The organism is Polymorphospora rubra (assembly GCF_018324255.1).
In the GTDB taxonomy this organism is placed as follows: Bacteria; Actinomycetota; Actinomycetes; order Mycobacteriales; family Micromonosporaceae; genus Polymorphospora; species Polymorphospora rubra.
Genome location: NZ_AP023359.1, coordinates 1,124,390 through 1,150,681 on the forward strand (window position 1 = coordinate 1,124,390; position 26,292 = coordinate 1,150,681).

Annotated in this window: 24 protein-coding genes; 11 read left to right on the forward strand and 13 right to left on the reverse strand. The window is 72.1% G+C overall.

All coding sequences use genetic code 11. From position 1 onward, the window contains the following. The first annotated feature begins 27 nt into the window (after window positions 1-27). From Prubr_RS04995 to Prubr_RS05005, 3 genes are all read left to right on the forward strand, one after another. Entirely contained in the window at window positions 28-717 is a 690-nt protein-coding gene (locus Prubr_RS04995; RefSeq protein ID WP_246568853.1) for a metallophosphoesterase family protein, read from the forward strand. Between the two features lie 42 nt (window positions 718-759). Continuing rightward, window positions 760-903: a GPGG-motif small membrane protein gene (locus Prubr_RS05000; RefSeq protein ID WP_212822074.1), complete on the forward strand. Its 144-nt coding sequence runs from the start codon at window positions 760-762 to the stop codon at window positions 901-903. Window positions 904-1,080: 177 nt separating this feature from the next. Beyond that, window positions 1,081-1,575, forward strand: a complete 495-nt coding sequence (locus tag Prubr_RS05005; RefSeq protein ID WP_212822075.1) for a TspO/MBR family protein — start codon at window positions 1,081-1,083, stop codon at window positions 1,573-1,575. A 55-nt stretch (window positions 1,576-1,630) separates the two neighbouring features. Here the strand turns inward: Prubr_RS05005 and Prubr_RS05010 are convergent, their stop codons facing one another. After that, window positions 1,631-2,410, reverse strand: coding sequence for a M23 family metallopeptidase (locus Prubr_RS05010; RefSeq protein ID WP_212822076.1), 780 nt, complete (start codon window positions 2,408-2,410; stop codon window positions 1,631-1,633). A 131-nt stretch (window positions 2,411-2,541) separates the two neighbouring features. On the opposite strand from Prubr_RS05010, the gene Prubr_RS05015 reads away from it, so the two are divergent. The 6 genes from Prubr_RS05015 (at window position 2,542) to Prubr_RS05040 (ending at window position 9,813) form a co-directional block, all read left to right on the forward strand. Next, a complete protein-coding gene (locus tag Prubr_RS05015) occupies window positions 2,542-3,264 on the forward strand; it encodes an HD domain-containing protein (protein WP_212822077.1) in 723 nt (240 codons plus the stop codon). Between the two features lie 210 nt (window positions 3,265-3,474). After that, window positions 3,475-4,818, forward strand: a complete 1,344-nt coding sequence (locus Prubr_RS05020; protein WP_212822079.1) for an ABC transporter substrate-binding protein — start codon at window positions 3,475-3,477, stop codon at window positions 4,816-4,818. Window positions 4,819-4,906: 88 nt separating this feature from the next. After that, window positions 4,907-5,971, forward strand: coding sequence for a carbohydrate ABC transporter permease (locus Prubr_RS05025; RefSeq protein ID WP_212822081.1), 1,065 nt, complete (start codon window positions 4,907-4,909; stop codon window positions 5,969-5,971). Between the two features lies 1 nt (window position 5,972). Further along, window positions 5,973-6,938 (forward strand): carbohydrate ABC transporter permease, encoded by a 966-nt coding sequence (locus Prubr_RS05030; RefSeq protein ID WP_212822083.1) that lies wholly within the window; start codon window positions 5,973-5,975, stop codon window positions 6,936-6,938. 40 nt (window positions 6,939-6,978) lie between these two features. Further along, window positions 6,979-8,004: a LacI family DNA-binding transcriptional regulator gene (locus Prubr_RS05035; RefSeq protein ID WP_212822084.1), complete on the forward strand. Its 1,026-nt coding sequence runs from the start codon at window positions 6,979-6,981 to the stop codon at window positions 8,002-8,004. Window positions 8,005-8,208: 204 nt separating this feature from the next. After that, a complete protein-coding gene (locus Prubr_RS05040) occupies window positions 8,209-9,813 on the forward strand; it encodes a glycoside hydrolase family 13 protein (protein ID WP_212827519.1) in 1,605 nt (534 codons plus the stop codon). Window positions 9,814-9,869: 56 nt separating this feature from the next. Here the strand turns inward: Prubr_RS05040 and Prubr_RS05045 are convergent, their stop codons facing one another. The 4 genes from Prubr_RS05045 to xylA all read right to left on the reverse strand — a co-directional run bounded on the left by Prubr_RS05045 (window position 9,870) and on the right by xylA (window position 14,433). Further along, window positions 9,870-10,142 (reverse strand): hypothetical protein, encoded by a 273-nt coding sequence (locus Prubr_RS05045; protein ID WP_212822086.1) that lies wholly within the window; start codon window positions 10,140-10,142, stop codon window positions 9,870-9,872. A 17-nt stretch (window positions 10,143-10,159) separates the two neighbouring features. Next, window positions 10,160-11,629 carry an MFS transporter gene (locus Prubr_RS05050; protein WP_212822088.1) on the reverse strand — a complete coding sequence of 490 codons (1,470 nt, stop codon included), beginning with the start codon at window positions 11,627-11,629 and terminating at the stop codon, window positions 10,160-10,162. A gap of 65 nt (window positions 11,630-11,694) precedes the next feature. After that, window positions 11,695-13,116, reverse strand: a complete 1,422-nt coding sequence (xylB, locus tag Prubr_RS05055; RefSeq protein WP_212827520.1) for a xylulokinase — start codon at window positions 13,114-13,116, stop codon at window positions 11,695-11,697. A 129-nt stretch (window positions 13,117-13,245) separates the two neighbouring features. Further along, window positions 13,246-14,433 carry a xylose isomerase gene (xylA, locus tag Prubr_RS05060; RefSeq protein WP_212822090.1) on the reverse strand — a complete coding sequence of 396 codons (1,188 nt, stop codon included), beginning with the start codon at window positions 14,431-14,433 and terminating at the stop codon, window positions 13,246-13,248. Between the two features lie 74 nt (window positions 14,434-14,507). Here xylA and Prubr_RS05065 point away from each other — a divergent pair, with 74 nt between their 5' ends. Next, complete coding sequence (locus tag Prubr_RS05065; protein ID WP_212822092.1) at window positions 14,508-15,773, forward strand: ROK family protein; 1,266 nt, start codon at window positions 14,508-14,510, stop codon at window positions 15,771-15,773. 10 nt (window positions 15,774-15,783) lie between these two features. On the opposite strand, the gene Prubr_RS05070 is transcribed toward Prubr_RS05065, so the two are convergent. Beyond that, the gene (locus tag Prubr_RS05070; RefSeq protein WP_246568328.1) at window positions 15,784-16,212 is read right to left on the reverse strand and encodes a MarR family winged helix-turn-helix transcriptional regulator; all 429 of its coding nucleotides are present in this window, start codon (window positions 16,210-16,212) and stop codon (window positions 15,784-15,786) included. Between the two features lie 107 nt (window positions 16,213-16,319). Between Prubr_RS05070 and Prubr_RS05075 the strand changes: the two genes are divergently transcribed. After that, window positions 16,320-17,450 carry a PP2C family protein-serine/threonine phosphatase gene (locus tag Prubr_RS05075; RefSeq protein ID WP_212822094.1) on the forward strand — a complete coding sequence of 377 codons (1,131 nt, stop codon included), beginning with the start codon at window positions 16,320-16,322 and terminating at the stop codon, window positions 17,448-17,450. Between the two features lie 36 nt (window positions 17,451-17,486). Here Prubr_RS05075 and Prubr_RS05080 read toward each other — a convergent pair whose 3' ends face one another. The 7 genes from Prubr_RS05080 to Prubr_RS05110 form a co-directional block, all read right to left on the reverse strand. Then, on the reverse strand, window positions 17,487-18,974 hold the full coding sequence (locus tag Prubr_RS05080) for a sugar transferase (RefSeq protein ID WP_212822095.1): 1,488 nt from the start codon (window positions 18,972-18,974) through the stop codon (window positions 17,487-17,489). 233 nt (window positions 18,975-19,207) lie between these two features. Next, entirely contained in the window at window positions 19,208-20,986 is a 1,779-nt protein-coding gene (locus Prubr_RS05085) for a substrate-binding domain-containing protein (protein WP_212822096.1), read from the reverse strand. 196 nt (window positions 20,987-21,182) lie between these two features. Continuing rightward, entirely contained in the window at window positions 21,183-22,217 is a 1,035-nt protein-coding gene (locus Prubr_RS05090) for a lactonase family protein (RefSeq protein WP_212822098.1), read from the reverse strand. A gap of 109 nt (window positions 22,218-22,326) precedes the next feature. After that, the gene (locus Prubr_RS05095) at window positions 22,327-22,929 is read right to left on the reverse strand and encodes a GTP-binding protein (protein WP_212822100.1); all 603 of its coding nucleotides are present in this window, start codon (window positions 22,927-22,929) and stop codon (window positions 22,327-22,329) included. Next, window positions 22,910-23,296 (reverse strand): DUF742 domain-containing protein, encoded by a 387-nt coding sequence (locus Prubr_RS05100; RefSeq protein ID WP_212822102.1) that lies wholly within the window; start codon window positions 23,294-23,296, stop codon window positions 22,910-22,912. The genes Prubr_RS05095 and Prubr_RS05100 overlap by 20 nt, the downstream gene beginning before the upstream one ends. After that, window positions 23,286-23,714 (reverse strand): roadblock/LC7 domain-containing protein, encoded by a 429-nt coding sequence (locus tag Prubr_RS05105; RefSeq protein ID WP_246568329.1) that lies wholly within the window; start codon window positions 23,712-23,714, stop codon window positions 23,286-23,288. Before Prubr_RS05105 ends, Prubr_RS05100 begins: the two co-directional genes overlap by 11 nt. Then, window positions 23,714-26,179: a sensor histidine kinase gene (locus Prubr_RS05110; protein ID WP_212822109.1), complete on the reverse strand. Its 2,466-nt coding sequence runs from the start codon at window positions 26,177-26,179 to the stop codon at window positions 23,714-23,716. The genes Prubr_RS05105 and Prubr_RS05110 overlap by 1 nt, the downstream gene beginning before the upstream one ends. Between the last annotated feature and the right edge of the window lie 113 nt (window positions 26,180-26,292).

Consider the following 26,292-nt stretch of genomic DNA (forward strand, 5'->3'; position numbering starts at 1 on the left):
CGGATAGCCGCCGTCGGCGACGTACACATGGACGAGGACGTCGTCGGCCGGTTCCGCCCGGCCCTGGACCAGTTGCCCGAGCAGGCCGACGTGCTCCTGCTCGCCGGAGATCTGACCCGACATGGCACCGAGTCCGAGGCACGCTGTGTCGCCACCGAGTTCGGTGGGCTCGGCGTGCCGGTGATCGCCGTCCTCGGCAACCACGACCACCACTGCGACCAGGTGCCGCAGGTGGTGAAGGTGCTGGAGGACGCCGGCATCACGGTGCTCGAGGGCGACGCCACGGTGGTGGAACACAACGGAGTACGGCTCGGGGTGGCCGGTGTGAAGGGGTTCGGCGGCGGGTTCGCCGGCCGCAGCGCCAGTGCCTTCGGCGAGCCGGAGATGAAGGCGTTCATCCAGACCACCGACGACAGTGCCGACAGCCTCGCGGCCGCGCTGATCGGGCTGGAGTGCGACATCCGGGTGGCGCTCACCCACTACGCGCCGGTGCCCGAGACACTGGCCGGCGAGCCGCCGGAGATCTACCCGTTTCTGGGGTCGTACCTGCTGGGGCAGGCGATCGACTCGGCGCCGACGGCGCTGGCCCTGCACGGGCACGCGCACGCCGGATCGGAGCGCGGGACCACGCCGGGTGGCGTACGGGTGCGCAACGTGGCCCATCCGGTGATCAAGCAGGCGTACAGCGTCTTCCACGTGGGGAACCACGGGCCCTGACCGGCGGGTTTCCGGCGGCGGGCGGTCGGGTAATCCGCCGCCATGGACCTGATTCTCTGGATTCTCGCAGTGGTACTGGTCGTCGCCGGCGTACTCGCGCTCTTCCGGCGGCAGATCCTGTGGGGCATCGTCCTCATCGTCGTCGGGCTGCTCGTCGGCCCGGGCGGGGTCAGCCTCTTCACCTGACCGCCGCACCATCCCCTCCTTCCCTACCCCCACCTCGACTCGCCGGGGTCGCTCGCCGGAAGGTCGTCGTCCTCCCCGATGGACGGCCGCCGGCAGCGGCCCCGGCGCCCTGTTGTCCGGGCCCGGGTCGCACGGGCGCGGGTTTGCGCGGACCCACCGGCGGGAACCGCATCGGACATGGACACCGCCGCGCTCACCGCCAATGCCCGGTCCGGCCACCGGCGGTGGTGGGCGCTCGTCGGCTTCGCCGCCGCCGTCTTCGTCGCCGCCGCCATCGGCGGCCTGGGCGTGAGCGGCACGGCCCAGGAGTACAACGGGCTCGCCCAGCCGTCCTGGGCGCCACCGTCGTCGGTCTTCGGTCCGGTGTGGACCGTCCTGTACGCGACGATCGCGGTCGCGGGGTGGCTGGTCTGGCGCCGGGCGGGCTTCGGCCCGGCCCTGTACGTCTGGACGGCCCAACTCGTCCTCAACGCGATCTGGACGCCGATCTTCTTCGGTGCCGGCCGGTACGGCCTGGCGTTCCTCGACATCGTGGTGCTGTGGGTACTGGTCGGCGCCACCGTCGTACTCTTCTGGCGGGTCAGCCGGCCGGCCGCGCTGCTGCTGGTGCCCTACTGGGCCTGGGTGACGTTCGCGTCCGCGCTCAACCTCGCGGTGTGGCGGATGAACTGACGCGGCGGGCGCCGTGACCGGTTCGGGTCACGGCGTCGCGCGCGGGTCGGTCGGGTCAACAGCGGGGTACGCCCGGGATGAAGCCGCTGTGCCCGGTGTAGGTGTAGGCATCGGCGATGAACCGGCCGCTGCCGATCCGGTTCCAGATGTTGCTGGTGCCGTAGGTGCCGGTCACCGACGTACCGGTGGTCTGGCAGTGGATGGTGACGTTCGTACCGGTGGCGAGGGTGCCGACCGACGCGTAGCCGGTGCCGGGGCCGGAGCGCACGGTCAGCGGGGTGCCTGCGGTGCGTACGGTGCCCGGTGCGGTGCTGCCGCTTCCGCAGCCGTTGTCGCTGGTGTAGTTCCGGGTGCCCCAGTACAGCGCGAGGGTGCCGTTGAACCGGATCCTGATGTCGGCGCCGTTGAGCCGCTGCTCGTAGTGCAGGTGCGGGCCGGTGGATCCGCCGGTGCTGCCGACGGTGCCGATCACGGTGCCGTGGCGCACGGTCTGGCCGACCGACACCCGGAACGCGTTGAGGTGCGCGTAGTAGGTGTGGTAGCCGCCGCCGTGGTTGATCCGTACGTACTTTCCGTAGCTGGTGTTGCCGAGGTTGGTGACCCGGTCGACGGTGCCGGGGGCGCTGGCCACGACGGGGTCGTCGACGTCGTTGGTCCGGTTGAAGTCGATCGAGTTCGGCGGGCTGTGGTTGGTCCGCGTCTGACCCGACCACGTCTGGCCGCACGGGAACGGAACCTTGAAGGTGGGCGCCGCGGCGGCCGGCGCGGCCGGGATGATGACGGCGGCGGCGGCCATCAGCGCCGCCGCGGTGAGTGTGAGCAGACGTCTGGGCATCCAGATCCTCCAAACATCGGTAATAATTGTCGATCTTTCGATGGATGCTGACAGAAAGCTGCAATCGACGGAAGTCCCTCTGGCAAGTTCACGCCAGTTCCGATGGCGATCATCGGGTATATCTGTTGGCCATGGCCTCGCCGACGTACCTGATGTCCATGCCGCTGCACGCGATCACCGAGGTCTACGGCGAATCCGGCCTGCGGGACCGCCTGGACGAGGAGTTGGCGCGGTTCTCCCCCGCCGACCGGCCCCGCCTCGCGGCCGCCGCCGAACTCGCCGCCCACCTGCACCGCGACGACCGCCGGGTCCGCGAGCCGTACCTCAACCACCTGCTGCGGGTGGCGATCCGGATCATCCGGTACTACGAGGTCGACGACGTCGACGTGATCATCGCCGCCCTGTTGCACGACGCGGTCGAGGACCACCCCGAAGAACTGGCCGGGCTGCCGCCGGGACAGCCGCACGCGGTGGCGACCGCGGCCGCCCTGGCCGAACTGGCACGCCGGTTCAACCCCCGGGTGGCCGACCTGGTCCGGGCGGTGACCAACCCCGAGTACGCCCCGGACCGGGACCGCCACGAGCAGTACCGCGCACACGTGGCGGAAAGTCTGGACCGGCACCCGTGGGCCCGGGTGATCAAGGTTTCCGACTTCACCGACAACGGGGTGGGGATCATCCACACCACGGGCGACAGGGTGGCCCATCTCGCACGTAAGTACCGTCCGCTCGTGCCGATCTTCCGGGACCTGATCCGACGCCCCGACACCCCGCTGTCCACCCGCGCCAAGGACCACATCTTCGACCAGTTGGCCCTTGCGGAAACCCGCTTCGCCGCCATCCTCGATGACTGAATGCGCAGGCAGGAGCGCTCCCACGCGCAATAAGTCAGCAGAAAGTAACACTGCGTAATCGGGTTGAGTTTCCTGATTGTTACTTGCCGATGCCCTTCCGGACTGGACTCCGAATGTTGCAAGCGCTTACATGTGAGGACGCCCACAGGAGTCGGGGCCGGCGTGTGAGCCGTGGGGCTCGGAATGTCGCCGGCAAGGAAGGAGGACGGCATGGCGGTCTTCACCAGACCACGCCAAGCCCTCGTGATCGCCAGCGTGCTCGGCATTGCCCTCAGTGCCGCCGCGTGCTCCGGCGACGACAGCAGCGGTACCAACGCGGACTCCCCGGAGTGCGCCGCCTACGAGCCATACAAGGGACACGACGGCACCGAGGTGACCGTCTACGCGTCCATCCGCGACGCGGAGGCCGATCTGCTCGAACAGTCCTGGGCGGAGTTCCAGGACTGCACCGGAATCGAGATCAACTACGAGGGCAGCGGCGAGTTCGAGGCCCAGCTGCCCGTACGCGTGGACGGCGGCAACCCGCCGGACATCGCCCTGATCCCGCAGCCGGGTCTGATCAAGCGCTTCGCCGACGCCGGCAAGCTCAAGCCGACCTCCGCCGACACCAAGGCGATGGCCGAGAAGAACTACCCGGCCGAGTGGCTCAAGTACGGCACCGTCAACGGCCAGTTCTACGGCGCGCCGTTCGGGTCCAACGTGAAGTCCTTCGTCTGGTATTCGCCGAAGACCTTCCAGGAGAAGGGCTACACGGTCCCGACCACCTGGCAGGAACTGATCGCCCTGAGCGACAAGGTCGTCGCGGACGGCCAGAAGCCGTGGTGCGTCGGCATCGAGTCCGGTGAGGGCACCGGCTGGCCGGCCACCGACTGGATCGAAGACATCATGCTGCGCGAGAACGCCCCCGAGGTCTACGACCAGTGGGTCGACCACGGCATCCCGTTCAGCGACCCGCGGATCGCCGCCGCGTTCGAGCGCGCCGGCTCCATCCTGAAGAACCCGGCGTACGTCAACGCCGGCTACGGCGACGTCAAGAGCATCTCCACCACCTCCTTCCAGGAGGCTGGCCTGCCCATCGTCGACGGCAAGTGCACCCTGCACCGGCAGGCGTCGTTCTACGCGAACCAGTGGCCGCAGGGCACCCGGGTCGCTGAGGACGGCGACGTGTTCGCCTTCTACTTCCCGCCGGTCGACCCGAGCAGGGGCAAGCCGGTCCTCGGTGGCGGCGAGTTCGCCGCGGCGTTCGCCGACCGGCCCGAGGTCCAGGCGTTCCAGACCTACCTCGCCTCGTCCGAGCACGCCAACGCCCGCGCCAAGCTGGGCAACTGGGTCTCGGCCAACAAGGGCGTCGATCTGAACAACGTGGCCAACCCGATCGACAAGCTGTCGGTCCAGATCCTCCAGGACACCAACGCCGTCTTCCGCTTCGACGGCTCGGACCTGATGCCGGCGGCCGTCGGCGCCGGCACGTTCTGGAAGGGCATGATCGACTGGATCAACGGTAAGGACACCGCCAGCACGCTGACCTTCGTAGAGCAGTCCTGGCCCCAGTGATTCTCGGTGGTCCGGCCCGGGGCGTCCCGGGCCGGGCCACCGGTCCCTTGGGCCACCGGCCCGGTAGGTTCCGCGTGCGGGAGGACGCATGGAGTTCGCCGACGAAGCCCCGAAGCTTCTCATGTTGTTGTACGGCCTGGTGGCGTTCGTCGTCGTGGTGGGCGGATTACTCCTGCTGCTCGACGCCGTCCCCAACTACTTCGCCCGACGCCGCGAGCAGCGGCTGATCGCGGCGAGCACCGCCAAGGGCGGTCCCGGCGGGGACGGCCCCGCCCCGGCCGCCCGGCCGCGCCGCGGGGAGGGGCTCTTCGCCGCGTTCTTCCTGTTCCCGGCAATCGCGCTGCTGCTCATCGGCCTGGTCGTACCGGCCGTACGCACCACCCTGCTGTCGTTCATGGACGGCGGCAGCGTCAACTGGGTCGGCCTGCGCAACTACGGCTGGATGTTCTCCCAGCCCGAGATCCTCGACGTGCTGGCCAACACCCTGATGTGGGTGGTCCTCGTCCCCCTGCTCGCGACCAGCATGGGCCTGCTGTACGCCGTACTGGTGGACAAGGCCCGGTTCGAGGCCATCGCCAAGTCGCTGATCTTCATGCCGATGGCGATCTCGTTCGTCGGCGCCGGCATCATCTGGAAGTTCGTCTACGCCTACCGCTCCGAGGAGCAGGAGCAGATCGGCCTGCTCAACCAGATCGCGGTGTCCCTCGGCGGCGAACCGAAGCAGTGGTTGCTCAACTCCCCCCTCAACACGCTGCTGCTGATCGCCGTCATGGTCTGGATCCAGGCCGGCTTCGCGATGGTCGTCCTGTCCGCCGCGATCAAGGCCATCCCCGCCGAGATCGTCGAGGCGGCCCGGCTCGACGGCGTCAACGCCTGGCAGATGTTCCGGCGGGTCACCCTCCCCAGCATCCGGCCGGCCCTGATCGTCGTGGTCGTGACGATCTCGATCGCCACGCTCAAGGTCTTCGACATCGTCCGGACCATGACCAACGGCAACTTCAACACCAGCGTGATCGCCAACGAGATGTACAACCAGGCGTTCCGGTTCGGACAGGTCGGGCAGGGCTCCGCGCTGGCGGTGTTCCTCTTCGTCCTGGTGATCCCGATCGTGATCTACCAGATCCGCAACCTGCGCCAGCAGCGGGAGGGCTGACATGACCACCACCACCCCCGCGCCCCCGGTGGCGAAGGGCGGCGCCGACCGGCCGAAGACCGCCGCCGGGCGGGTCCGCAGGCGACTGAACACGCGGGTCGCGAGCCTCGTCTCGATCGTCATCGCGGTGCTGTGGACGCTGCCGACCTTCGGCCTGTTCGTCTCGTCGTTCCGCCCCGAGCAGGAGATCAAGACCACCGGCTGGTGGACCTTCTTCACCGACCCGCAGGTCACCCTGGAGAACTACCAGGACGTCCTCTTCGGCCGGTCGTCCTCCGCCGGGCAGCTCGCCAGCTACTTCGTCAACTCGGTGGTCATCACCCTGCCGTCCGTGCTGTTCCCGCTGGCCTTCGCCGCGCTGGCGGCGTACGCGCTGGCCTGGATCAAGTTCCGGGGCCGGGACTGGGTCTACATCGGCATCTTCGCGCTGCAGATCGTGCCGTTGCAGATGGCCCTCGTGCCGCTGCTCAGCTTCTTCTCCCAGGGCGTCAGCGTCGGCGGTGTCCAGATCATGCCGGCCTGGAACCTCGACGACGAGCAACGGTTCATCCAGGTCTGGTTCGCGCACACCTGCTTCGCGCTGCCGCTCGCCGTCTTCCTGCTGCACAACTTCATCTCGCAACTGCCGGGCGATCTGATGGAGGCGGCCCGGGTCGACGGCGCCACCCACCCGAAGATCTTCCGGACGATCGTGCTTCCGCTGATCACCCCGGCCCTGGCCGCGTTCGGTATCTTCCAGTTCCTGTGGGTATGGAACGACCTGCTGGTCGCCCTGATCTTCGCCGGCGGCGGCAACGAGGCGGCACCGCTGACCGTGCGGCTGGCCGAACTCGCCGGCACCCGGGGCAACGAGTGGCAACGGCTGACCGCCGGCGCGTTCGTGTCGATCATCGTGCCGCTGATCGTGTTCCTGTCCCTGCAGCGCTACTTCGTACGTGGCCTGCTCGCCGGAAGCGTGAAGGGCTGACCCCGGCACCACCGACCGGGCGGGCAACGGGGGTGGCCCGGTGACCAGGATCGACGACGTGGCCCGCCGGGCGGGGGTCTCCACCGCCACCGTCTCGCGGGCCCTGCGGGGGCTGCCGACGGTGTCGCCGGCCACCCGGGAACGTGTGCTGGAAGCGGCGGCCGAACTCGGCTACACCGCCTCCCCCAGCGCCTCCCGGCTGGCCGGCGGCCGCACCGGTACGGTCGCCGTCGTGATCCCCCGGGTCACCCGGTGGTTCTTCGCCACCGTCGTGGAGGCCGCCGAGGAGACCCTGCACGAGGCCGGCTACGACCTGCTGCTCTACAACCTCGGCGGCCGTGAGCATGCCCGCCAGCGGCTGCTGCACACCGCCAACCTGCACAAGCGGGTCGACGCGGTGATGCTGGTGGCGACCCCGCTGGAGCCGGCCGACTTCGTCGCCGTCACCAACCTGGCCCTGCCCGGCGTCACGGTCAGCTCCGGCACCGCCGTACCCGGGTGGCCGAGGGTGCTGATCGACGACCGGGCGGCCGCCGCGACCGCCACCGGCCACCTGCTCGCGCTCGGGCACCGACGCATCGCCCACATCTCCGGCGACCCGTCGGACGAGTTGGCCTTCACCACCCACATCGACCGGCGGATCGGCTACCGCCAGGCGCTGCTCGCCGCCGACGTACGGCCCGAGCCGGAACTCGACGTCGAGGCCGACTTCACCATCAACGGCGGCAGCCGGGCCACCGCCGAACTGCTGCGCCGCGGTCCGCTGCCCACCGCGATCTTCGCGGCCTGCGACGAGATGGCCCTGGGTGCCATGGCCACGCTGCGCCAGGCCGGGTTGCGGGTGCCCGACGACATCAGCGTCATCGGCATCGACGACCACGACGTGGCCGGCGTCGTGGGGCTCACCACCGTCGCGCAGCCCGCCGCCGAGCAGGGCCGGATCGGCGCCCGCCTGCTGCTCGGCCCGCTCGGGCACGGCGATCCCGCCGACGCCGTCGAGCCGCCGGTGATCCTGCCCACTCGTCTGGTCGTACGCGAATCGACGGCGCCGCCGAGGGCAGGTTGAAAGCGTCGACCCTGCCCTGACCGGTCCGCCCGGATTCGAAGGCTCGACCAGTACGGTAAAAACAGGCCGATCCGGCACGATCTGACGGGACCGGCACGATCTGACGGGAGTAGCGCCCTGAACACGCACGAAACCTCCGCCGCGGCATCCCCGGCCCCGGGCGGCCCCGCCGCCGTCCCGCCCGCCTGGTGGGGAGATGCCGTCATCTACCAGATCTATCCCCGCTCGTTCTCGGACATCGACGGCGACGGCATCGGTGACCTGTCCGGCATCACCGCCCGCCTCGGCCACCTCGTCGAACTCGGGGTCGACGCGGTGTGGCTCTCCCCGTTCTACCCGTCACCGCAGGCCGACGCCGGCTACGACGTCGCCGACTACCGCGACGTCGACCCGATCTTCGGCCGGCTCGCCGACGCCGACGAACTGATCGCCCAGGCCCACGCCCGGGGCCTGCGGGTCATCGTCGACCTGGTGCCCAACCACACCTCCTCGGCGCACCCGTGGTTCGTCGAGGCGCTCGCCGCCCCCGCGGGAGACCCGGCCCGGAACCGCTACATCTTCCGCGACGGCAGGGGCCCTGACGGCGCCGAGCCGCCGAACACCTGGCGCAGCGTCTTCGGCGGTCCGGCATGGACCCGGGTGCCGGACCCCGACGGCCGGCCCGGCCAGTGGTACCTGCATCTGTTCGACGTCGGCCAGCCCGACCTCAACTGGGACCTGCCCGAGGTACGCGCCGAGTTCGAGGACATCCTGCGGTTCTGGCTCGACCGGGGCGTCGACGGCTTCCGGGTCGACGTGGCGCACGGTCTGGTGAAGCAGGCCGACCTGGCCGACTGGCACTACCCGGAGGAGCCGCTGAGCGGCGGCGGCCGGACCGGCCCCCGCCCGCCGATGTGGGACCAGGACGGCGTACACGCGATCTACCGGGACTGGCGCCGGCTGGTGGACAGCTATCCGGGCGACCGGATCCTGGTCGCCGAGGCATGGGTGCAGCCGGCCGAGCGGCTGGCCGCCTACGTCCGCCCCGACGAGATGCACCAGGCGTTCAACTTCGAATACCTGCTGGCGGCCTGGACCGCTCCGGCCCAGTACGCGGTGATCACCCGCTCGCTCGAGGCGACCGACGCGGTCGGGGCGCCGACCACCTGGGTGCTGTCCAACCACGATGTGGTGCGGCACGCCTCCCGGCTCGGGCTCCCGCCCGGTACGCCCCGCCCGAACGGGATCGGGGTCGGCGACCCGCAGCCGGACACCGCCGTCGGGCTGCGCCGGGCCCGGGCGGCCACCCTGCTCATGCTCTCCCTGCCCGGGTCGGCCTATCTCTACCAGGGTGAGGAACTCGGGCTCCCCGAACACACCACCATGGACGACGACGCCCGCCAGGACCCGACCTGGAAGCGCAGCGACGGCGCCGAGCGGGGCCGGGACGGCTGCCGGGTGCCGATTCCGTGGGAGGCCGACGCGCCGTCGTACGGCTTCGGGCCGACCGACGCCAGTTGGCTGCCGCAGCCGGCGCTGTGGGCCGAGTACGCACTGGACCGCCAGCGCGGGGTGGCCGGGGCGACGTACGAGCTGTACCGGGCGGCCCTGATGCTGCGCCGGGAACACGGCCTGGGCCGGGGCGCCCTGTCCTGGGTGGACACCGCCGACGACGTGCTCGCGTTCCGTAACGGAGACCTGCTCGTGGTGACCAACTTCGGTGCCGAGTCGGTCGGCCTGCCGGCCGGGGCGCAGCCGCTGCTCAGCAGCGGGCCGCTCGACTCCGACGGCCGGGTGCCGACCGACGTCACCGTGTGGGCGCGCGCCTGAGCCGCGTCGACCGGCCGGTTCCGGGCCCGGGACCGGCCGGTGTGACGGGAGTGCCGTCAGCCGGTCCAGCCGAGCCAGGCCTCCCCGGCCGAGATGGCACCGAACCAGAACAGCGCCGACACGACCGGCACCAGCAGCACGTACGCCGGACGGCGGCGCAGCAGCACGATCGCCACGGCGAGCAGCCCGGCCCACACCAGTAGCAGGAGCAGCACCGCCCAGCCCGGGGCGAGCAGCCCGCTGGCGGCGTACCAGACGAGGGTGGCGAGGTGGGCGACGAGACCGGTCCAGCCGGCGATGCGGGCCGGCAGCGGGTGGGCGTTCTGCATGTGCCGAAGTCTGCCGATCAACGGTCGGGCGCGCCCTCGGCCGACCGGTCGGTCGCGGTCGGTTCGCCGCGGGCCGCCCGGTCGGTCAGCAGGTGGTGCACGTCGGATATGTCGCGGGGCGTCGTACGTGACGCCAGCCAGTACATGATCCCGGTCGGCACGAAGAACAGCTGGAATGCGGCGAGCCCGACGGCGTAGTTCAGCGGCGGCGGGAACGCCCCGCGCAGCATGCCGAACACGACGCCGACCAGCCCGTTGCCGGCCGCCCGCCCCACCCCGTTGACCAGGTTGCCGAGGCTGTAGACGGTGCCCCGGTGCTCCGGCGGGTTGACGTCGGCGATCAGGGCGAACCAGTTCGGGGAGTTCGCGGACGTCAGTGCCAGGGCCAGCACGGCGGCGAGGAAGCTGAGGCCGACGGTCGGCTCGGACACCACGCTGCGCAGCACGGCCGCGGTGACCGCGCCGCCGCCGGCTCCGTCGGGCACGTCGATGCGCATCGGCACGAAGAACAGGACGACGTAGAACGGCACGGCCGCGAGGATGCCGACCGACGCGACGACCGCCCGGCCCCGCGGGGTACGGCGTTGCAGCGCGTCGCCGACCAGGCCGCCGACGATCGAGAACACCCCGCCGAGTTGGAACAGCGTCGCGAAGACGCTCCCGACCACGATGGCGGTGGGCGTCGAATAGCCCTGGTCGAGGGCCCGCTGCTGGAACAGCACCGGCAGCCAGACCAGTGATCCGAACGCCGCCTGGGCGGTGAGGCCCTGGAGGATCAGCCACACGTTGCTGCGCCGGCCGACGATCTTCGGCAGGTCGGCGCGGCCGATCCGGTAGTCGTAGTCGCCGCCGGCGGACAGCACACCGGCCAGTTCGGGCTGGCTCGCGCCGCGCCGGATGTCGTACGTGAACAGGTAGGCGGCGGTCGCGGCGAGGCCGACCACGGTCAGCACCAGGAACGGGCGGCGCCAGTCGACGGAGCCGAGCAGCCCCGCGACCAGGGTGCCGGCCAGGGTGCCGATGCCCTGTGACAGCCCCCAGAAGCTCATCACCAGGCCACGGCGGCGCGGCGAGATCAGGTCGGTGACGACCGAGAAGCCGACCGAGCCGACCGCCCCCAGGCCGATCGCCGCCACGATCTGCGCGACGACGAAGCCGGCGTACCCGGCGCCCAGCCCGCCGGCGAACGCGCTGCCGGCGGTGCCGGCCGCCCACAGCAGGGTGCCGGCGACCAGCAGCGGCTTGCGGTTGGTGCGGTCCCCGACGTACGCCCAGGCGACGGAGGCGACCGCGCTGACGAGGAAGCTGAGTGCGGTGACCAGGCCGAGGGCGCTGACCGGTACGTCGAACGACTCGGAGATCGGACCGTAGAGCGGGGGGACGAGCCCGATCGCGACGTTGTCGAGCGAGGCGAGGACGACGAAGACGACGACGCTGTAGAACCGGTGGGCCGGGCTGCCCCCACGCGGCCCGACCCCGCTGGTCATCCTCGGCACCGCACCAGGATCACCTACCCCGTTGACACCGGCAACAGCCGGGGTGCCGGACGCGCCTAACCGGCGACCGGCCGGTCCCGGACCAGGTCGCGGCTGGCGGCGTACTGCTCGCGGATGTGCGGGGCGGGTGTGGCGACGTACTCCCGGGCCTGGCTCGCCGACCACGGCGGTGGCTCGGCACCGCCCAGGGCGACCCAGGCGGCCTGGCGGGCGGCCCCGTCGGCGACGTATTCGCCGGGCGGCGGGACCAGCACCGGGACGCCGAAGACCTCGGGCGCGATCCGGCGGACCGCCGCCGACCGGGCCCCGCCACCGACCAGGATCACCCGGTTGGCGGCGGCGCCCTGCGCCACCAGGGCGTCCAGCCCGTCGGCGAGCGCGCAGAGCATGCCCTCGACGGCGGCGCGGGCCAGGTGGGCCGGGGTCGCGGTGCGCAGCGTCAGGCCGTGCACCGCGCCGGTCGAGTGTGGACGGTTGGGGGTGCGTTCCCCTTCCAGGTAGGGCACCAGGACCAGTCCGTCGGCGCCGGGCGGCGCCTCCAGGGCCAGCGTGGCGAGGTCGTCGAGGCCGACCCGGAGCATCGTCGCGGCCGCGTCGAGCACCCGCGCGGCGTTGAGGGTGCAGACCAGGGGCAGGAACCGGCCGGTGGCGTCGGCGAACCCGGCGACCGCGCCCGAGTCGTCGGCGGCGGGCCGGTCGGCGACGCTGAAGACCGTGCCGGAGGTGCCGATGGACACCACGACGTCGCCGGGCCGGGCCCCCACGCCGAGCGCGGCGGCGGCGTTGTCGCCGGTGCCGGGCCCGAGCCGGGCCCCCGCCGGCAGCGTCCCGGCCGGGTCGGTCGGGCCGAGCACCCGGGGTACGGCCGGCTCCCGCCCGTCGAAGGCGTGCCGGAGCAGGTCGGTGCGGTACGCCCCGGTGGCCGGCGACCAGTAACCGGTGCCGCTGGCGTCGCCCCGGTCGGTGCGCAGGGCGTCGAGGCCGGGTGCGCCCGCCAGGCGCCAGGTGAGCCAGTCGTGCGGAAGGCAGACGGCGGCGGTGCGGTCGGCGGCGTCGGGCTCGTGCCGGCTCAGCCAGCGCAGCTTGGTGACGGTCAGGCTGGCGACCGGCACCGATCCGACCGCCTCGGCCCAGGCGCGCCGGCCCGTCCGGTCGCCGCCGAACTCGGCGACGAGATCGGCGGCGGCGCCGGCCGACCGGGTGTCGTTCCACAGCAGGGCCGGCCGGACCACCTTGCCGTCCTCGTCGAGGCAGACCATGCCGTGCTGCTGGCCGGCGACCGAGATGGCGACCACGTCGTCGAGCCCGCCGGCCTGGTCGATCGCCTCCTGGAGCGCCCCCCACCAGGCGGCCGGTTCGACCTCGGTGCCGTCGGGGTGGGCGGCCCGGCCCTGCCGGACCAGCGTGCCGGTCTCGGCGTCGCGGACGACCACCTTGCAGGACTGGGTCGACGAGTCGACTCCGGCGACGTACGGCATGACTGGCCTCCGCATCGACAGATCCGAAACTCTACCCGCTGCCCCGCCCACTTCCAAGATCACCGTGACCAGGGGCGGGTACGCCGGCCCGCCGGCGGTACTCCCTGATCACGGTGATCAGGGCAGCGGTCAGCGGGCGCCCAGGACGTGCTCCACCGCGAGTTGGTTGAGGCGGACGAAGCCGAAGCCCTTCGCGGCGACCGCGTCGACGTCGAGATCCTCGTACGCCGACCGGTCGGCGAGCAGGTCGGTGTAGGTCTCCCCCGGGTTCAGCGTCGGCTCGTTGAGGGCGCCGACCTGACTCTCGGCCAGCGCCTGCCGCACCTCCGGGTCGGCGCGGAACGCCGCGGCCCGCTCCTTGAGCAGCAGGTAGGTGCGCATGTTGGCGGCCGCCGAGGCCCACACGCCGGCGAAGTCCTCGGTGCGCGACGGCTTGTAGTCGAAGTGCCGCGGGCCGTCGTACGCCGGGCCGCCGTCCGGGCCGCCGTTCTCCAGCAGGTCGACCAGGGCGAAGGCGTTGAGCAGGTCGCCGTGCCCGAAGACCAGGTCCTGGTCGTACTTGATGCCGCGCTGGCCGTTGAGGTCGAGGTGGAACAGCTTGCCGGCCCAGAGCGCCTGGGCGATGCCGTGCGCGTAGTTGAGCCCGGCCATCTGCTCGTGCCCGACCTCGGGGTTGAGGCCGACGAGTTCCGGGTGCTCCAGCTCGTTGATGAACGCCAGCGCGTGCCCGACGGTCGGCAGCAGGATGTCGCCGCGCGGCTCGTTCGGCTTGGGCTCGATCGCGAACCGGATGTCGTAGCCGCGGTCGAGGACGTACCCGGCGAGCAGGTTGACCGCCTCGCGGTAGCGGTCGAGCGCGGCCCGGATGTCCTTGGCCACGTCGTACTCGGCGCCCTCCCGGCCGCCCCACATCACGAACGTCTTCGCGCCGAGTTCGGCGGCGAGGTCGATGTTGCGCAGCACCTTGCGCAGCGCGAACCGGCGTACGTCGCGGTCGTTGCTGGTGAAGCCGCCGTCCTTGAAGACCGGGTGGGTGAACAGGTTGGTGGTGACCATCGGGACCACCAGGCCGGTCTCGTCGAGCGCCTTGCGGAACCGGCCGACGTGGTGGTCACGGGCCGCGGCGTCGGCCCCGAACGGGATCAGGTCGTCGTCGTGGAAGGTGATGCCGTACGCCCCGAGCTCGGCGAGCCGGTGCACGGCCTCGACCGGGTCGAGGTCGGCCCGGGTGGCGTCGCCGAACGGATCGCGGGCCGGCCACCCCACGGTCCACAGGCCGAAGGAGAACTTGTCAGCGGGCGTGGGCTGGGTTGCCATGGCGACCTCCACGTAACACGTTCGATTTGTTTATTGGTTGAATTATTTGGCGCCGCTGTGGCACTGTCAAGGTCATGGAGCAGGCTGGCACGCGGTCGGGCGACACCCCCGTACGACAGGCCAGCCTGCGCGAACACAACCTCGGACTGGTTCTGCGGCACATCGCCGCGGGCACCGGCGGCCCGGCGGGCCGCGCCGGCGGGGACGGACGGGCACCGTCGCGCGCCGACATCGCCGCCGCGACCGGGCTGACCCGGGCCACCGTCTCCGCCCTCGTCGACGACCTCATCGGCGGCCGGCTGGTCACCGAGGTGGCCCCGGCCCGCCGCACCGGCGCCGGCCGACCCGCGCTCGGCCTGGTGCTCGCCGGGACCGGCCCGGTCGGGCTCGGCCTCGAGATCAACGTCGACTACCTCGCCGCCTGCGTCGTCGACCTGACCGGCCGGGTACGCCACCGCGCGGTGCACCGGGCCGACCAGCGGCCGGCCGCGCCGGCCGAGGTGCTCGCCCGCGTCGCCGACCTCGCCGGCACCGTACGGACCGAGGCGGAGCGGCAGGGGCTGGTGCACGCCGGCAGCGCGCTCGCCGTACCGGGGCTGGTGACCGCCGACGGCGTGGTCCGGCTCGCCCCCAACCTCGGCTGGCGGGACGTCGACGTACCCGCGGTCCTGCACGGGCATCCGGCGCTCGGCGGCGGGGCGGCGCTCTCGGTCGAGAACGAGGCCAACCTCGCCGCCCTCGGCGAACTGCACGCCGGCGGGCCGGCCAGCTTCCTCTACGTCTCCGGCGAGATCGGCATCGGGGCCGGGCTGGTGCTGGACGGGGCACTCCTGCGCGGCGCCCGCGGCTGGAGCGGCGAACTCGGCCACGTCGCGGTACGTCCCGACGGCCCGCGGTGCGGCTGCGGCGCACACGGCTGCCTGGAACGGTACGCCGGACAGGACGCGATCCTGGCCGCCGCCGGCCTGGCCGACCAGCAGGTCACCTCCGACGAGGCGGTGGCCCGGCTGACCCGGCTGGCCGGGGCGGCCGAACCGGCCGCGCTGCGGGCCCTCGCCACGGCCGGCGCGGCGCTCGGCGTCGCCGTGGCCGGTGTGATCAACGTGCTGGACGTCGACACGGTGGTGCTCGGCGGGGTCTACGCGCCGCTGGCACCGTGGCTGGTGCCGGCGGTCGGGGCCGAGGTCGCCGGGCGGGTGCTCACCGCGGGCTGGTCACCCGTCACGGTCCGGGCGTCCCGGCTCGGCGGGGACGCGGCCGTGGTCGGCGCCGCCGGATCGGTGGTCCGGGCGGTCCTGGACCGGCCGGCGCGGTGGCTCGCCGACACCGTTCGGCCGTGACCGCGCGGCGCTAGGCGGTACGGGCCTCCTCCTCGGCGGTCTCGGCCCGGGCGGCCACGTCGAACTCACGCAGACCGTGCAAGAGCGCCTGCCGGGCGCCGCTGGTCATCGCGTCGAGCACCGCCGCCAGCCGTTCCCGCCGGTCGTCACGCAGCTCGGCCAGCAACGCCTCGCCGCCCGGCGTCAGGTGCAGCGAGATCTCCCGGCGGTCGGCCCGGCCCGGCACCCGTTCGAGTACGCCGGCGGCGACCAGCCGGTCACACAGCCGGCTCGCCGACGACAGGATCATGCCCATGCTCTCGGCCAGCCCGCGCAGGTTGATCCCGTCGTACTGCTCGACGACGATCAGTGCCCGGAGCTGTGATCCGGACAACCGGCTGGTGGCCCGCTCACGTGCCGAGTCCCACACGGACAGCAACGCTTCCGCCGCGGCGTCCACCTCGGCGGCAATACTCGTATCCGGCCCGTCTGGACCATGGTGTTCGGCCATGGTGGGCCTGACACTACCCTCGCGGCACCCGCCGCCGGACAAGCCAGGGGCGGATCATGTACGAGCGGCTGATCGCGGTACGGCGGTCGTTGACAGAGGCACCCGCCGACGAGATCGTCGAACGCCTCGGCGAGGCGCTGACCAAGGCGTACGGAATCACCGGGACCGATCTGCTCCAGGTCGACTACCGGATCGCGGCGCTCCTGCCGCTGTCCGGCGACGACGCGGTCACCACCCCCGGCGCGCCGGGCTGGCGCAGCTTCGACCACCAGGCCGAGGTCCTCCACGACGGCGTGCTCCACCTGCCGGTGACGATGCGCGGGGACCGGATCGGGGTGCTGCGTCTCCAGCCCGTACCCGACGACCCGCAGCTGCGCGGCGAGCTGGCCGAGATCGCCACGTTGCTCGGGCACGAACTGGCCGCCGTACGGGCCAGTACCGACCGCTACACGGTGGCGGCGCGGACCCGCCGGCTGACCCTCGCCGCCGAGATGCAGTGGGAGCTGCTGCCCGGCCGCAGCCGCTGCCGGTCGTCGTTCAGCCTCGCGGGGCAACTCGAGCCGGCGTACGCGGTGCGCGGCGACAGCTTCGACTGGGCCGACGACGGGCACCGGCTCTGGCTCGCCACCGTCAACGGGATGGGTGACGGGGTGACCGCCGCCACCCTCACCGCCCTGGCGATCCAGGCGCTGCGCAACGCCCGCCGCGCCGGGCTGTCCCTGGCCGACCAGGCGACGTTGGCCGACCAGGCCGTCTACTCCCACCACCGGGGCGTGCAGCACCTCGAGACGCTCCTGCTCGAACTCGACCTGGCCACCGGTCGGGTCCTCGCCGTCGACGCCGGCTCGCCGCGGATCCTGCTGTTGCGGGAGGGCGGGGTGGTCGAGCAGCGGCTGGACGCGCAGTTCCCGCTCGGCATGTTCGACGGCACGATCTACCACACCCAGAGCTTCGACCTGGCAGTGGGCGACCGGCTGTTCATCGTCAGCGACGGCATCTTCGACGCCGCCGCGACGAACCTCCGGTACGGCGAGTCGGCGCTGGAGCGGTTCGTACGGCGTACCCGCCCGTTGGCGCCGCTGGAGGCGGTGCGGTCGCTGCTCGGCGACCTGCGGGCCTTCGTGGCCGGCGATCTGGTCGACGACGCGGTGGCCGTCTGCCTCGACTGGACCGGTCCGGCCCACTGACCCGCCGCCCGCTGCCCCTGCGGCGGGGCAGCGGGTTCAGTAGGCGCCGCGGCTGTTGACGACCGCGCCGAAGGTCTTCCAGAGGATGGTCAGGTCGGCGGCCAGCGACCAGTTCTCGACGTAGTACAGGTCGAGCCGGATGCCGTCCTCCCAGGTGAGGTCGGACCGGCCGCTGACCTGCCACAGCCCGGTCATGCCGGGCTTGACCAGCAGCCGCCGGGCCACGTCGCCGTCGTAGCGGGCCACCTCCGACGGCAGCGGCGGCCGGGGACCGACCAGGCTCATGTGCCCGAAGAGCACGTTCGCCAGTTGGGGCAGTTCGTCGAGCGACCACTTGCGCAGGAACCGGCCGGTCCGGGTGACGCGCGGGTCGTCGCGCATCTTGAACATCAGACCGTCGGTCTCGTTGCTGGCGGCCAGTTGGGCCAGCAACGCGTCGGCGTTGACCACCATGGTGCGGAACTTGTAGACGCCGAACTCCTTGCCGCCCTGCCCCACCCGGACCTGTTTGAAGATGACCGGGCCCCGGCTGTCGAGCTTGATGGCCAACGCGATGACGGCGAGCACCGGCAGCGCCAGGGTGAGCGCGATCAGCGAGAACGAGCGGTCGACCAGGCCCTTGACGAACTTGCGGGCGCCCCGGAACTCGGGTGCCTCGACGTGGATCAGGGGCAGTCCGGCGACCGGCCGGGTGTGGATGCGCGGGCCGGCGACGTCGGTCAGCGCCGGGGCCAGCACCAGGTCGATGCCGGTGCCCTCGAGCTGCCAGCCGAGCCGGCGCAGCCGGGTGGCGGTGAGTTCGCCGGAGGCGGTGACGGCCACGGTGTCGGCACCGGTCGCCGCGGCCGCGTCGGGGATGCCGCGGAAGGAGCCGACGACCGGTACGTCACCGAGCCGCTGCGGTACGGGGGCGAGGAGCGCGTCGGGGATGCAGGCGCCGACCACCTGGTAGCCGGCGTACGGCTCGCGGCGCAGGGTGTGCACAAGTTCGAGGACGTGGGCGGTGTCACCGACGACGAGCACCTGCCGGGACCAGCCGGCGCCCCGGGACCGGGCCCGGTGCAGCCGTTTGCGGGCGGCGAACCTGGCCACCAGCATCCCGGCGATGCCGAGGGCGAAGGAGAGGGCGAGGAAGCCCCGGGCCACGCCGACGTCGGCGATGTATCCGGTGATCGCCACGGTGGCGGCGAGCCGGAGGCTGGCGGAGGTGACCCGGCGGTATTCGTCGGCGCCGTAGCCGAGCACCCGGTCGTCGTAGCAGTGCAGCAGTTTGAGCGAGAGCAGCCACACGAGCACCAGGGCCGGCCCGACTATCAGGTAGGAGATGTCGGAGCCGCGGCCGCGGGGTTCGGAGGTGCCGAACCGGATCAGGTAGGCGCCGAGTACCGCGAGGACCAGGACGACGGTGTCCAGGACGAAGATCGCGCGGACGTACGCCCGCTGCCGCACGCGCAGCGATTCCGCCCGGGCCTGCGGTCCAGCCGCCTGGACCGCGGCGGGGCTCGAAAGCGTCGCCGACGACACCAATCCACCCCCAGGTCAGAGAAGTCGACGAAAACCCGGAACAACATTCGGCTCACGAACGCGGGCCGGTTGCTCCGGGCACCCAGTCATCTTTGCCTACCCCTGTGCCCGTCCAGACCTTGCGACAAAAAACTGTCACTTGATTGCGGCCGTAGGTTCACCCGTGCGAGCAGATCGCATCCATGGCACCACTCACCGTGATTCGACATTGTCGCCCGTCACTGAACCGCAGGTCAGCCGGGTGCGGCCGGCCGCAGCGCGATCGCCTGGAGGAAGATGTCGCCGATCTTGGCGGGGTCTTCGGTCACGAAGACACCACCACCGGTGACCTTGGTGATGGATTCCAACTCGTCGCGGCTGACCCCGTCGCCGATACCGATGATCACGACCTGGATCGGGCGGCGCGGGTCGACGAGCGCCTGCAGGTCGGCGAGCAGTTTCTCCTGGGAGATGCCATCGGCGTCGTCGTTGCGGCCGTCGGTGAGCATGACGACGGAGTTGACCCGGCCGGGCTCCCACCCCTCCTGCATGCTCTCGTACGCCGCCAGCACGGTGTCGTAGAGGCCGGTGTCGCCGGTCGGTTTGGGGGTGATCGCGTTCAGCGAGGCGAGCAACCTGCTCCGCTGGCTGCTCAACGGGCCTACCGGCTGTTCCTCGCGGTAGTCGCGTCCGCCGGCGAGTTCGGTGGAGAAGGTCCAGAGCCCGACGGCCCAGGAGTCGTCGAAGAGGCCGAGGCCGCGCTGGGCGGCCTGCAGGGTGACCTGCATCCGGGTGGCGCCGCCGGCGGTCGGCACCCGCTGGAGCATCGACCCGGACACGTCGATCACCGCCAGCATGCGGGCCGGCAGGGTCACCGCCGTCCAGGTGGACAGCGCCCGGTCGACCGCCGCCGGATCGGGGCCGCCGGCCGGTGCACCACCCGGCGCCCCCGACCCGCCGGCATCGGACGACGCGGTCGGCTGCGGTGCGGCGGACGGCGGCTCCGGCAGTCCCGCCCGGGCGCCGCGCGGCGCCTCGAAGCCCTGCCCCCAACTGCCGTCCGGGCCACGCAACCCGCGGGCACCCAGCCGGTCCTTGAACGCGGTGGTGTCGAGCACCGAGAACAGCGCCTCGGCCGCGGCGGCCCGGGCGGGATCGGTGCCGGGAAGTACGGCGTACGGGTAGTCGAGCGACATCGACGCCGGCTGCGGGTAGAGCGCGGCGAGGCTGATCGGCGGCCGGGCCGCGTTGTAGGCGATGACGTCCTCCTCGGAGAGCGCGGCGGCGCTCAGCGCGGAGGCGACGGCGGCCGGATCAGCCGACCTCGGGAAGCGGGCGACCAGGTCCTGCCGCAGTGCGGACCGGCCGGTCGCCAACGCCCGCAGCGCCCCCGTCATGGCCTGCTGGGCGCCGTCCCCCGCGGCACTGGCGGCGCCACCGATCGCGAGCAGCAGGGACAGCCCGGCGGAGTCCCGGGTCGGGTCGACGATGCCGGTCCGCAGCTGGGTGCCGGTGGTGATCTGCTGGAGCAGGTCGGTCCAGGTGAGCTGCTCGTCGGGCCAGCCGAACGAGGTGGCGACCGGTTCGGGCATCGCGACCACGACCGGGCTGTGGGCCACCGAGGCGTTGTTGGTCGGGGCGAACCCCGGCGCGGCCGCGCTCAGCCGCAGCAGCCAGGTCGACGAGTCGGGCACCCAGACGTCGGGCATGACGGCGGTGCCGCTGGCCCGGCCAACCCCGGCGAGCGAGATGCCGTGCAGACCGGCGACGGCCGCCGCGACGTCGACCGGGTCGGTGCCGCTCACCGTCACGGCGACGCACCTGCCGTCGACGGCCGCACCGTCCTCGATCCACGCCTGCGCGGCGGCCTCGACCGCCGGCGCGATCTCGGGCGCGGCGGCGACGTTGAGCGGAACCTCGCCGGAACAGCCGGCCCCGGCCAGCGTCCGGTAGACGAACCATCCCCCCACGGCGACGACGACCAGCGCCATCACGGACGCGATGGCGCCTGCTCCACGGAAGGACTTTCGCATGCGATGGCGGCCCGGCACGGTCCCCATAGTGCTGAAGCGGTCGGACGACTGCCACGTACGTTCGGTCGAAAGTTACGGACGTGGAACACCCGGGAGAATTCCGGTAACCGCTGGTAGCACCGTGATCCCGGGGTGTTTCGGGGATCGCCCAGCAAGGATGCGAAGCGACACTTCACACTTATTACGCATCAGACCATCAGGTGGTCGGAAGGATGCAAGTCGGGCTGGGCACCGCGACCGGGTCGCCGACCGGCGTCGGCACACCGCTCTCCGGGTCGACGGCGAACACCCCGACCGTGTGCGAGCGCTCGTTGGCGACGTACAGGTGGATTCCGGTGACGGCGAGTTGTCGGGGCCAGTGCCCGCCACTGCCGACCTCGGCCACCAGTCGTGGTTGGGCGCCGTCGAGCGCGAACACGCCCACCGTGTCGACGCCGCGGTTGCCGACGTAGAGGAATCGGCCGTCGCCGCTCACGACGATGTCCGAGGGCTGGACGTGGCCGCCGCGCCCGCTGGCCGCCACCCGCGACCGCTCGCGCACGGCACCGGACTCGTCGGCGTACTCGTGCACGGTCGCGTTCAGTTCCCCGACCACGAAGAACCGGCCGTCGGGATGCCGGGACAGGTGCCGCGGCCCGGTCCCGGGCGAGGTCCGCACCGGCGTGCCGTGGCTCCGGAGCCGCCCGTTGCTCGGATCGAGGTCGTAGCGGTAGACGGCGTCGGTGCCGAGGTCGACGACGAGCAGCGGGCCGCCGTCCGGGGTGGGCGACACCATGTGGACGTGCGGCCCCTCCTGCCGGTCGGGGTCGGCACCGTGCCCGTCGTGCTTCAGCAGGTCGGTGCGCGGGCCGGGAGCCCCGGCCGGATCCAGCGGGTGTACGACCACGCTTCCGCCGTAGTTGGCGGTGAGCAGGAAGGCGCCGTCGGACGAGACGGCCAGGTGGCAGGGGCTGGCACCCCCGGTGGGCTGGCTGCCGAGGGCCGCCAGCCCGCCGTCCGGCCCGATCGTCCACGCGGTGACCACGCCGTCGTCGAGTTCCCCGACGGCGTAGAGCACCGGCAGCCGGGGATGCCGGGCCAGGAACGACGGTGACGGGGTGGCGGCGACGGTGCCGAGGATGTCCAGCCGGCCGGAGCGCGGATCACGGCGGGCGGCGACGATGCCTTCGCCCCGCCCACCGCTTTGCGGGGTGTAACACCCGATATGCACCAGTTCGCCGCTGTCAGTCACCCGAAGCTCCGTCTTCTGCCATTTCCACCGCATCGGCCCTGGTTACGATCCAACCAGAACCAGCGGCCGGGCGCCGGGGAAGCACCACCTTCGCGCCCGGGCCCGACGGTCAGTACGCCGGCACCGGATGCCCCCGCCGGCTGGCCACATGCTCCACAAGGGACACCAGCACCGCCTTGCCGGACTGGCGGTCCCGGGCGTCGCAGAGCACCACCGGCACATCCGGGTCGAGGTCCAGGGCGTTGCGGACCGCATCCGGGCTGAACCGCTGGGCGCCCTCGAAACAGTTCACACCGACGACGAACGGCGTACCCCGCTGCTCGAAGTAGTCGACCGACGGGAAGCAGTCCGCCAGCCGCCGCGTGTCGGCGAGCACGACCGCGCCCAGCGCCCCGAACGACAACTCGTCCCACAGGAACCAGAACCGGTCCTGGCCCGGCGTACCGAAGAGATAGACCTGGAGGTCGGAGTTGATGGTGATCCGGCCGAAGTCCATCGCCACGGTCGTGGTGTTCTTGGCCTCGACGCCGGTCAGGTCGTCGGTGCCGATGCTCGCGTCGGTGAGCACCTCTTCGGTCTGCAACGGCCGGATCTCGCTCACCGAACCCACCAGCGTCGTCTTGCCGACCCCGAACCCGCCAGCGATGAGGATCTTCAACGCGAGCGGGATGCGCGGGGCGTCGCCCCGCTGGTCAGAGCGCACGGAGTCCATTGACCACCGCCTTGAGAATTTTTTCGTCGGGGAAGTTGGCCGCCGCCGGCGGCTCGTACATGGCGATCAGCCCCTCGGCCAGCAGGTCGCCGAGGAGCACCCGGACGACGCCGAGGGCCAGGTCGACCTGCGCGGCCAGTTCGGCCACCGAGATCGGCTGCTGGGAATTGCCGAGGATCGCGTGGTGCTCGGGCTGCAACCGGGGATCCGACGCGGCCTGGTCCGGCGGACCCGCGACCACGAAGGCGACCACGTCGAACCCGCCCGCGGCCGGGCGCGCCCGGCCGGCCGTTACCGTGTACGGCCGCACCACCGGCCCGGCGTCACCGTCGAGCCAGTGGTGCGGGTCCGACGCGTCACCGCGCATCGGAGTGCACCGCCGGTGGCCGGGTCGGCGAACTCAGATTCTGACCGACCCGGGTGACCAGCATCGCCATCTCGTACGCGATCAACCCGATGTCGGCGTCGGTGGCGCTGAGTACCGCCAGGCAGGCCCCCTGCCCGGCGGCGGTCACGAACAGGTAGGCCGACTCCATCTCCACCACGGTCTGCCGGACCGGGCCGGCGGAGAAGTGCCGGCTGGCCCCCTTGGCCAGGCTCTGGAAGCCGGCGGCCATCGCCGACAGGTGCTCGGCGTCCTCGCGGCTTAGGTCTCGTGACGACCCCATCAGCAGGCCGTCGGCCGAGAGCACCACGGCCTGCAACGCCGACGGCACACGCTCGATGAGATCGTCGAGCAGCCAGTCGAGGTTCGAGGCAGACCTGATCGGGTGCGGATACACCACTACGAGTTCCTTTCGGAATCGGCTGGCGCCCCGTCGGTCACCGCGGTGCCGTCGTGGGCGGCCGGAGCGGGCGGCACCGGCTGGGATTCGGTCACCGGACCGGGCTGGCCGGCCGGCGGGTTGGTCAGGGCCTCGGATTCGAGCCGGCCGCGGGCGGTGCCCGCCTGGAGCGCCGACATCCTCGCCCGGACCTCCTCGGGGCAACGCTCGCGTACCTCGCTGGCGAGACCCGCCAGGTCCTGGATCGCGGAGGCACGCAACTGTGGCGCGAGGCTGGTCTGCCGTACCCGTCGGGGCAGCCCGTCGTCGTCCAGCGGCAGCACCACCGGAGCCGGCGGGGCCGGCGCGGGCGACGGGGCCGGCGGCTCCCGGCGGGGTGCGGGTTGCGTCGGTACGGCGGTGAGCCGGGCCGTCGTGCGGATCCGGCGCTCGGGCTCGGCCGGGGTCGCCGCCGTGGGCGGGCCGGCCGGCAGCAGCATCGGGCTCGGCCGGCGGGCCGGGTCGAGGGCCTTGACCTCCATGGTGTCCACGTCGACCCGCGGCTGCCCCGCGGGCTGGCCGGGCAGCGTCCGGCCACCGGGTACGGCGACGACCAGCTCGTTCGGCAGCAGTACGACCGCGGTCACCCCGCCGTACGGCGACGGCCGCAACTGCACCCGGACGCCGTGTCGCACGCTGAGCTGGGCCACCACGAAGAGCCCGAGCCGGGCGCTGTTGGCCGGGTCGAAGTCGGGTGGTTCGGCCAGCCGCCGGTTGGCCTCGGCGAGGGCTTCCGGGGCCATGCCGAGGCCGCGGTCCTCGACCTCGATCGCGTAGCCGTTGGGCACTTCCTGCCCGGTGACGTGGACCCGGGTGTGCGGCGGCGAGAACGAGGTCGCGTTCTCGATCAGCTCGGCGAGCAGGTGGGTGAGGTCGGCGACCGCCCGACCGACGACCGACATCGGCTGGATGGCGTGCACGTCGACCCGGACGTAGTCCTCCACCTCGGAGACCGCCCCGCGCACCACGTCGATCATCGCCACCGGGTTGCGCCAGCCGCGGCCGGGTACCGCGCCGGCGAGGATCACCAGGTCCTCGGCGTGGCGCCGCATCCGGGTGGCCATGTGGTCGACCCGGAAGAGGTCTTCCAACTCGTCGGGGTTGGTGGTGCGCCGCTCCATCTTGTCGAGCAGCGCGAGCTGGCGGTGCAACAGCGTCTGGCTGCGCCGGGCGATGTTGAGGAACACGTCGTTGAGCCCGCGGCGCAGGTCCGCCTCGTCGACCGCGGATCGCACCGCCCGCCGGTGCACCTGGTCGAACGCCCGGCCGACCTGGCCGATCTCGTCGTTGCCGTACTCCAGCACGGGCGCCTCGGCCTCGACGTCGACCTCCTCGCCCCGGCGCAGCCGTGCGACGACCGAGGGCAGGCGCTTCTCGGCGATCTCCAGCGCCGAGGACTGCAGTCCGCCCAGCCGGTGGATCAGCTGCCGGCCCACCCGCAACGCGATGAACAGCGAGAACCCGACCGCGATCAGCCCGAGTACGGCGGCCAGCGCCAGCCGGACCAGGATGTCGACGGCGACCGGCACGGTGCGCCGCTCCAACGCGGTCGAGGCGGTCGACTCGAAGTCCCGCAGCTGCTCCTGCGCCGAGTCGTACGTGGACACCCAGTTTCCGGGGTCGACCGGCGACACCGCCCCCGTCCGCCCCTCGGCGACGAGCCGGTTCTCCAGGGTCTGGAGCCGGACGAACGTCTCTCCTTCGACGAGGCGCTGGTAGGCGGCCCGGTCGTCGGAGTTCAGGTCGGCGACGGCCGCCGCGTAGAGGTAGCGCTTGGTGCCGAGGATCTGCACGAGTTGTCCGTGCTCGCCGTCGGCGAACCGGCCGGCCGTGAACACCCCGGCGAGCAGCGCGTCGGCCTGGCCGAGCACCTCGCGGGCCTGACCGAGCGAGGTCAGCGCGCGGACCTCGCTGTTGATCTGGTCGTCGGGCAGGGCGGCGAGCGCGGCGAAGGTGCGGAACGCCGCGTCGATGGTGCTGGTGTAGAGCCCGAGCGCGCCGGTCCGGTCCAGGTCCCGGCGGTCGATGAAGCCGCGTCCGGAGGGCAGCGCGTCCAGCGAGGTGGCGAGCTGGCCGAGGCGGCTGTCGAGGGTGGGATCGACGCCGTCGCGGAAGCCGGGGTTCAGCGCCCGGCGGCGGAACTCGGCGATCGCCCGGTCGGTGCTGACCCGCTGCTGGCCCAGCTCGGTGGTGTCGGTGTCACCGGCGAGATAGACCAGGGACAGCCGCCGCTCGCGCTGGAGTTCCGACACCATCGCCTGGCCGGGGAAGCCCAGCTCATCGAGCAACGACTGGGCGCTGAGCAGGCTCAGTGCGGGACCCACCGTGAGGGTGGTAGCAAAGATCCATAGTGCGAGGAGCGCAGCGAGCGGCACGGTGACCAAGGCCACGATCTTCGACCGGATCGACCAGTTGCGGGTAATCATCAGACCTCGCCCTAGGGGATACGGCACCGGCGCGTGCGCCTTGGGCAGGATACGGAATCGACGGCCTCGGCACTACCACCGATGATCGATCCGTACCGTTTCGTCGATGGCTT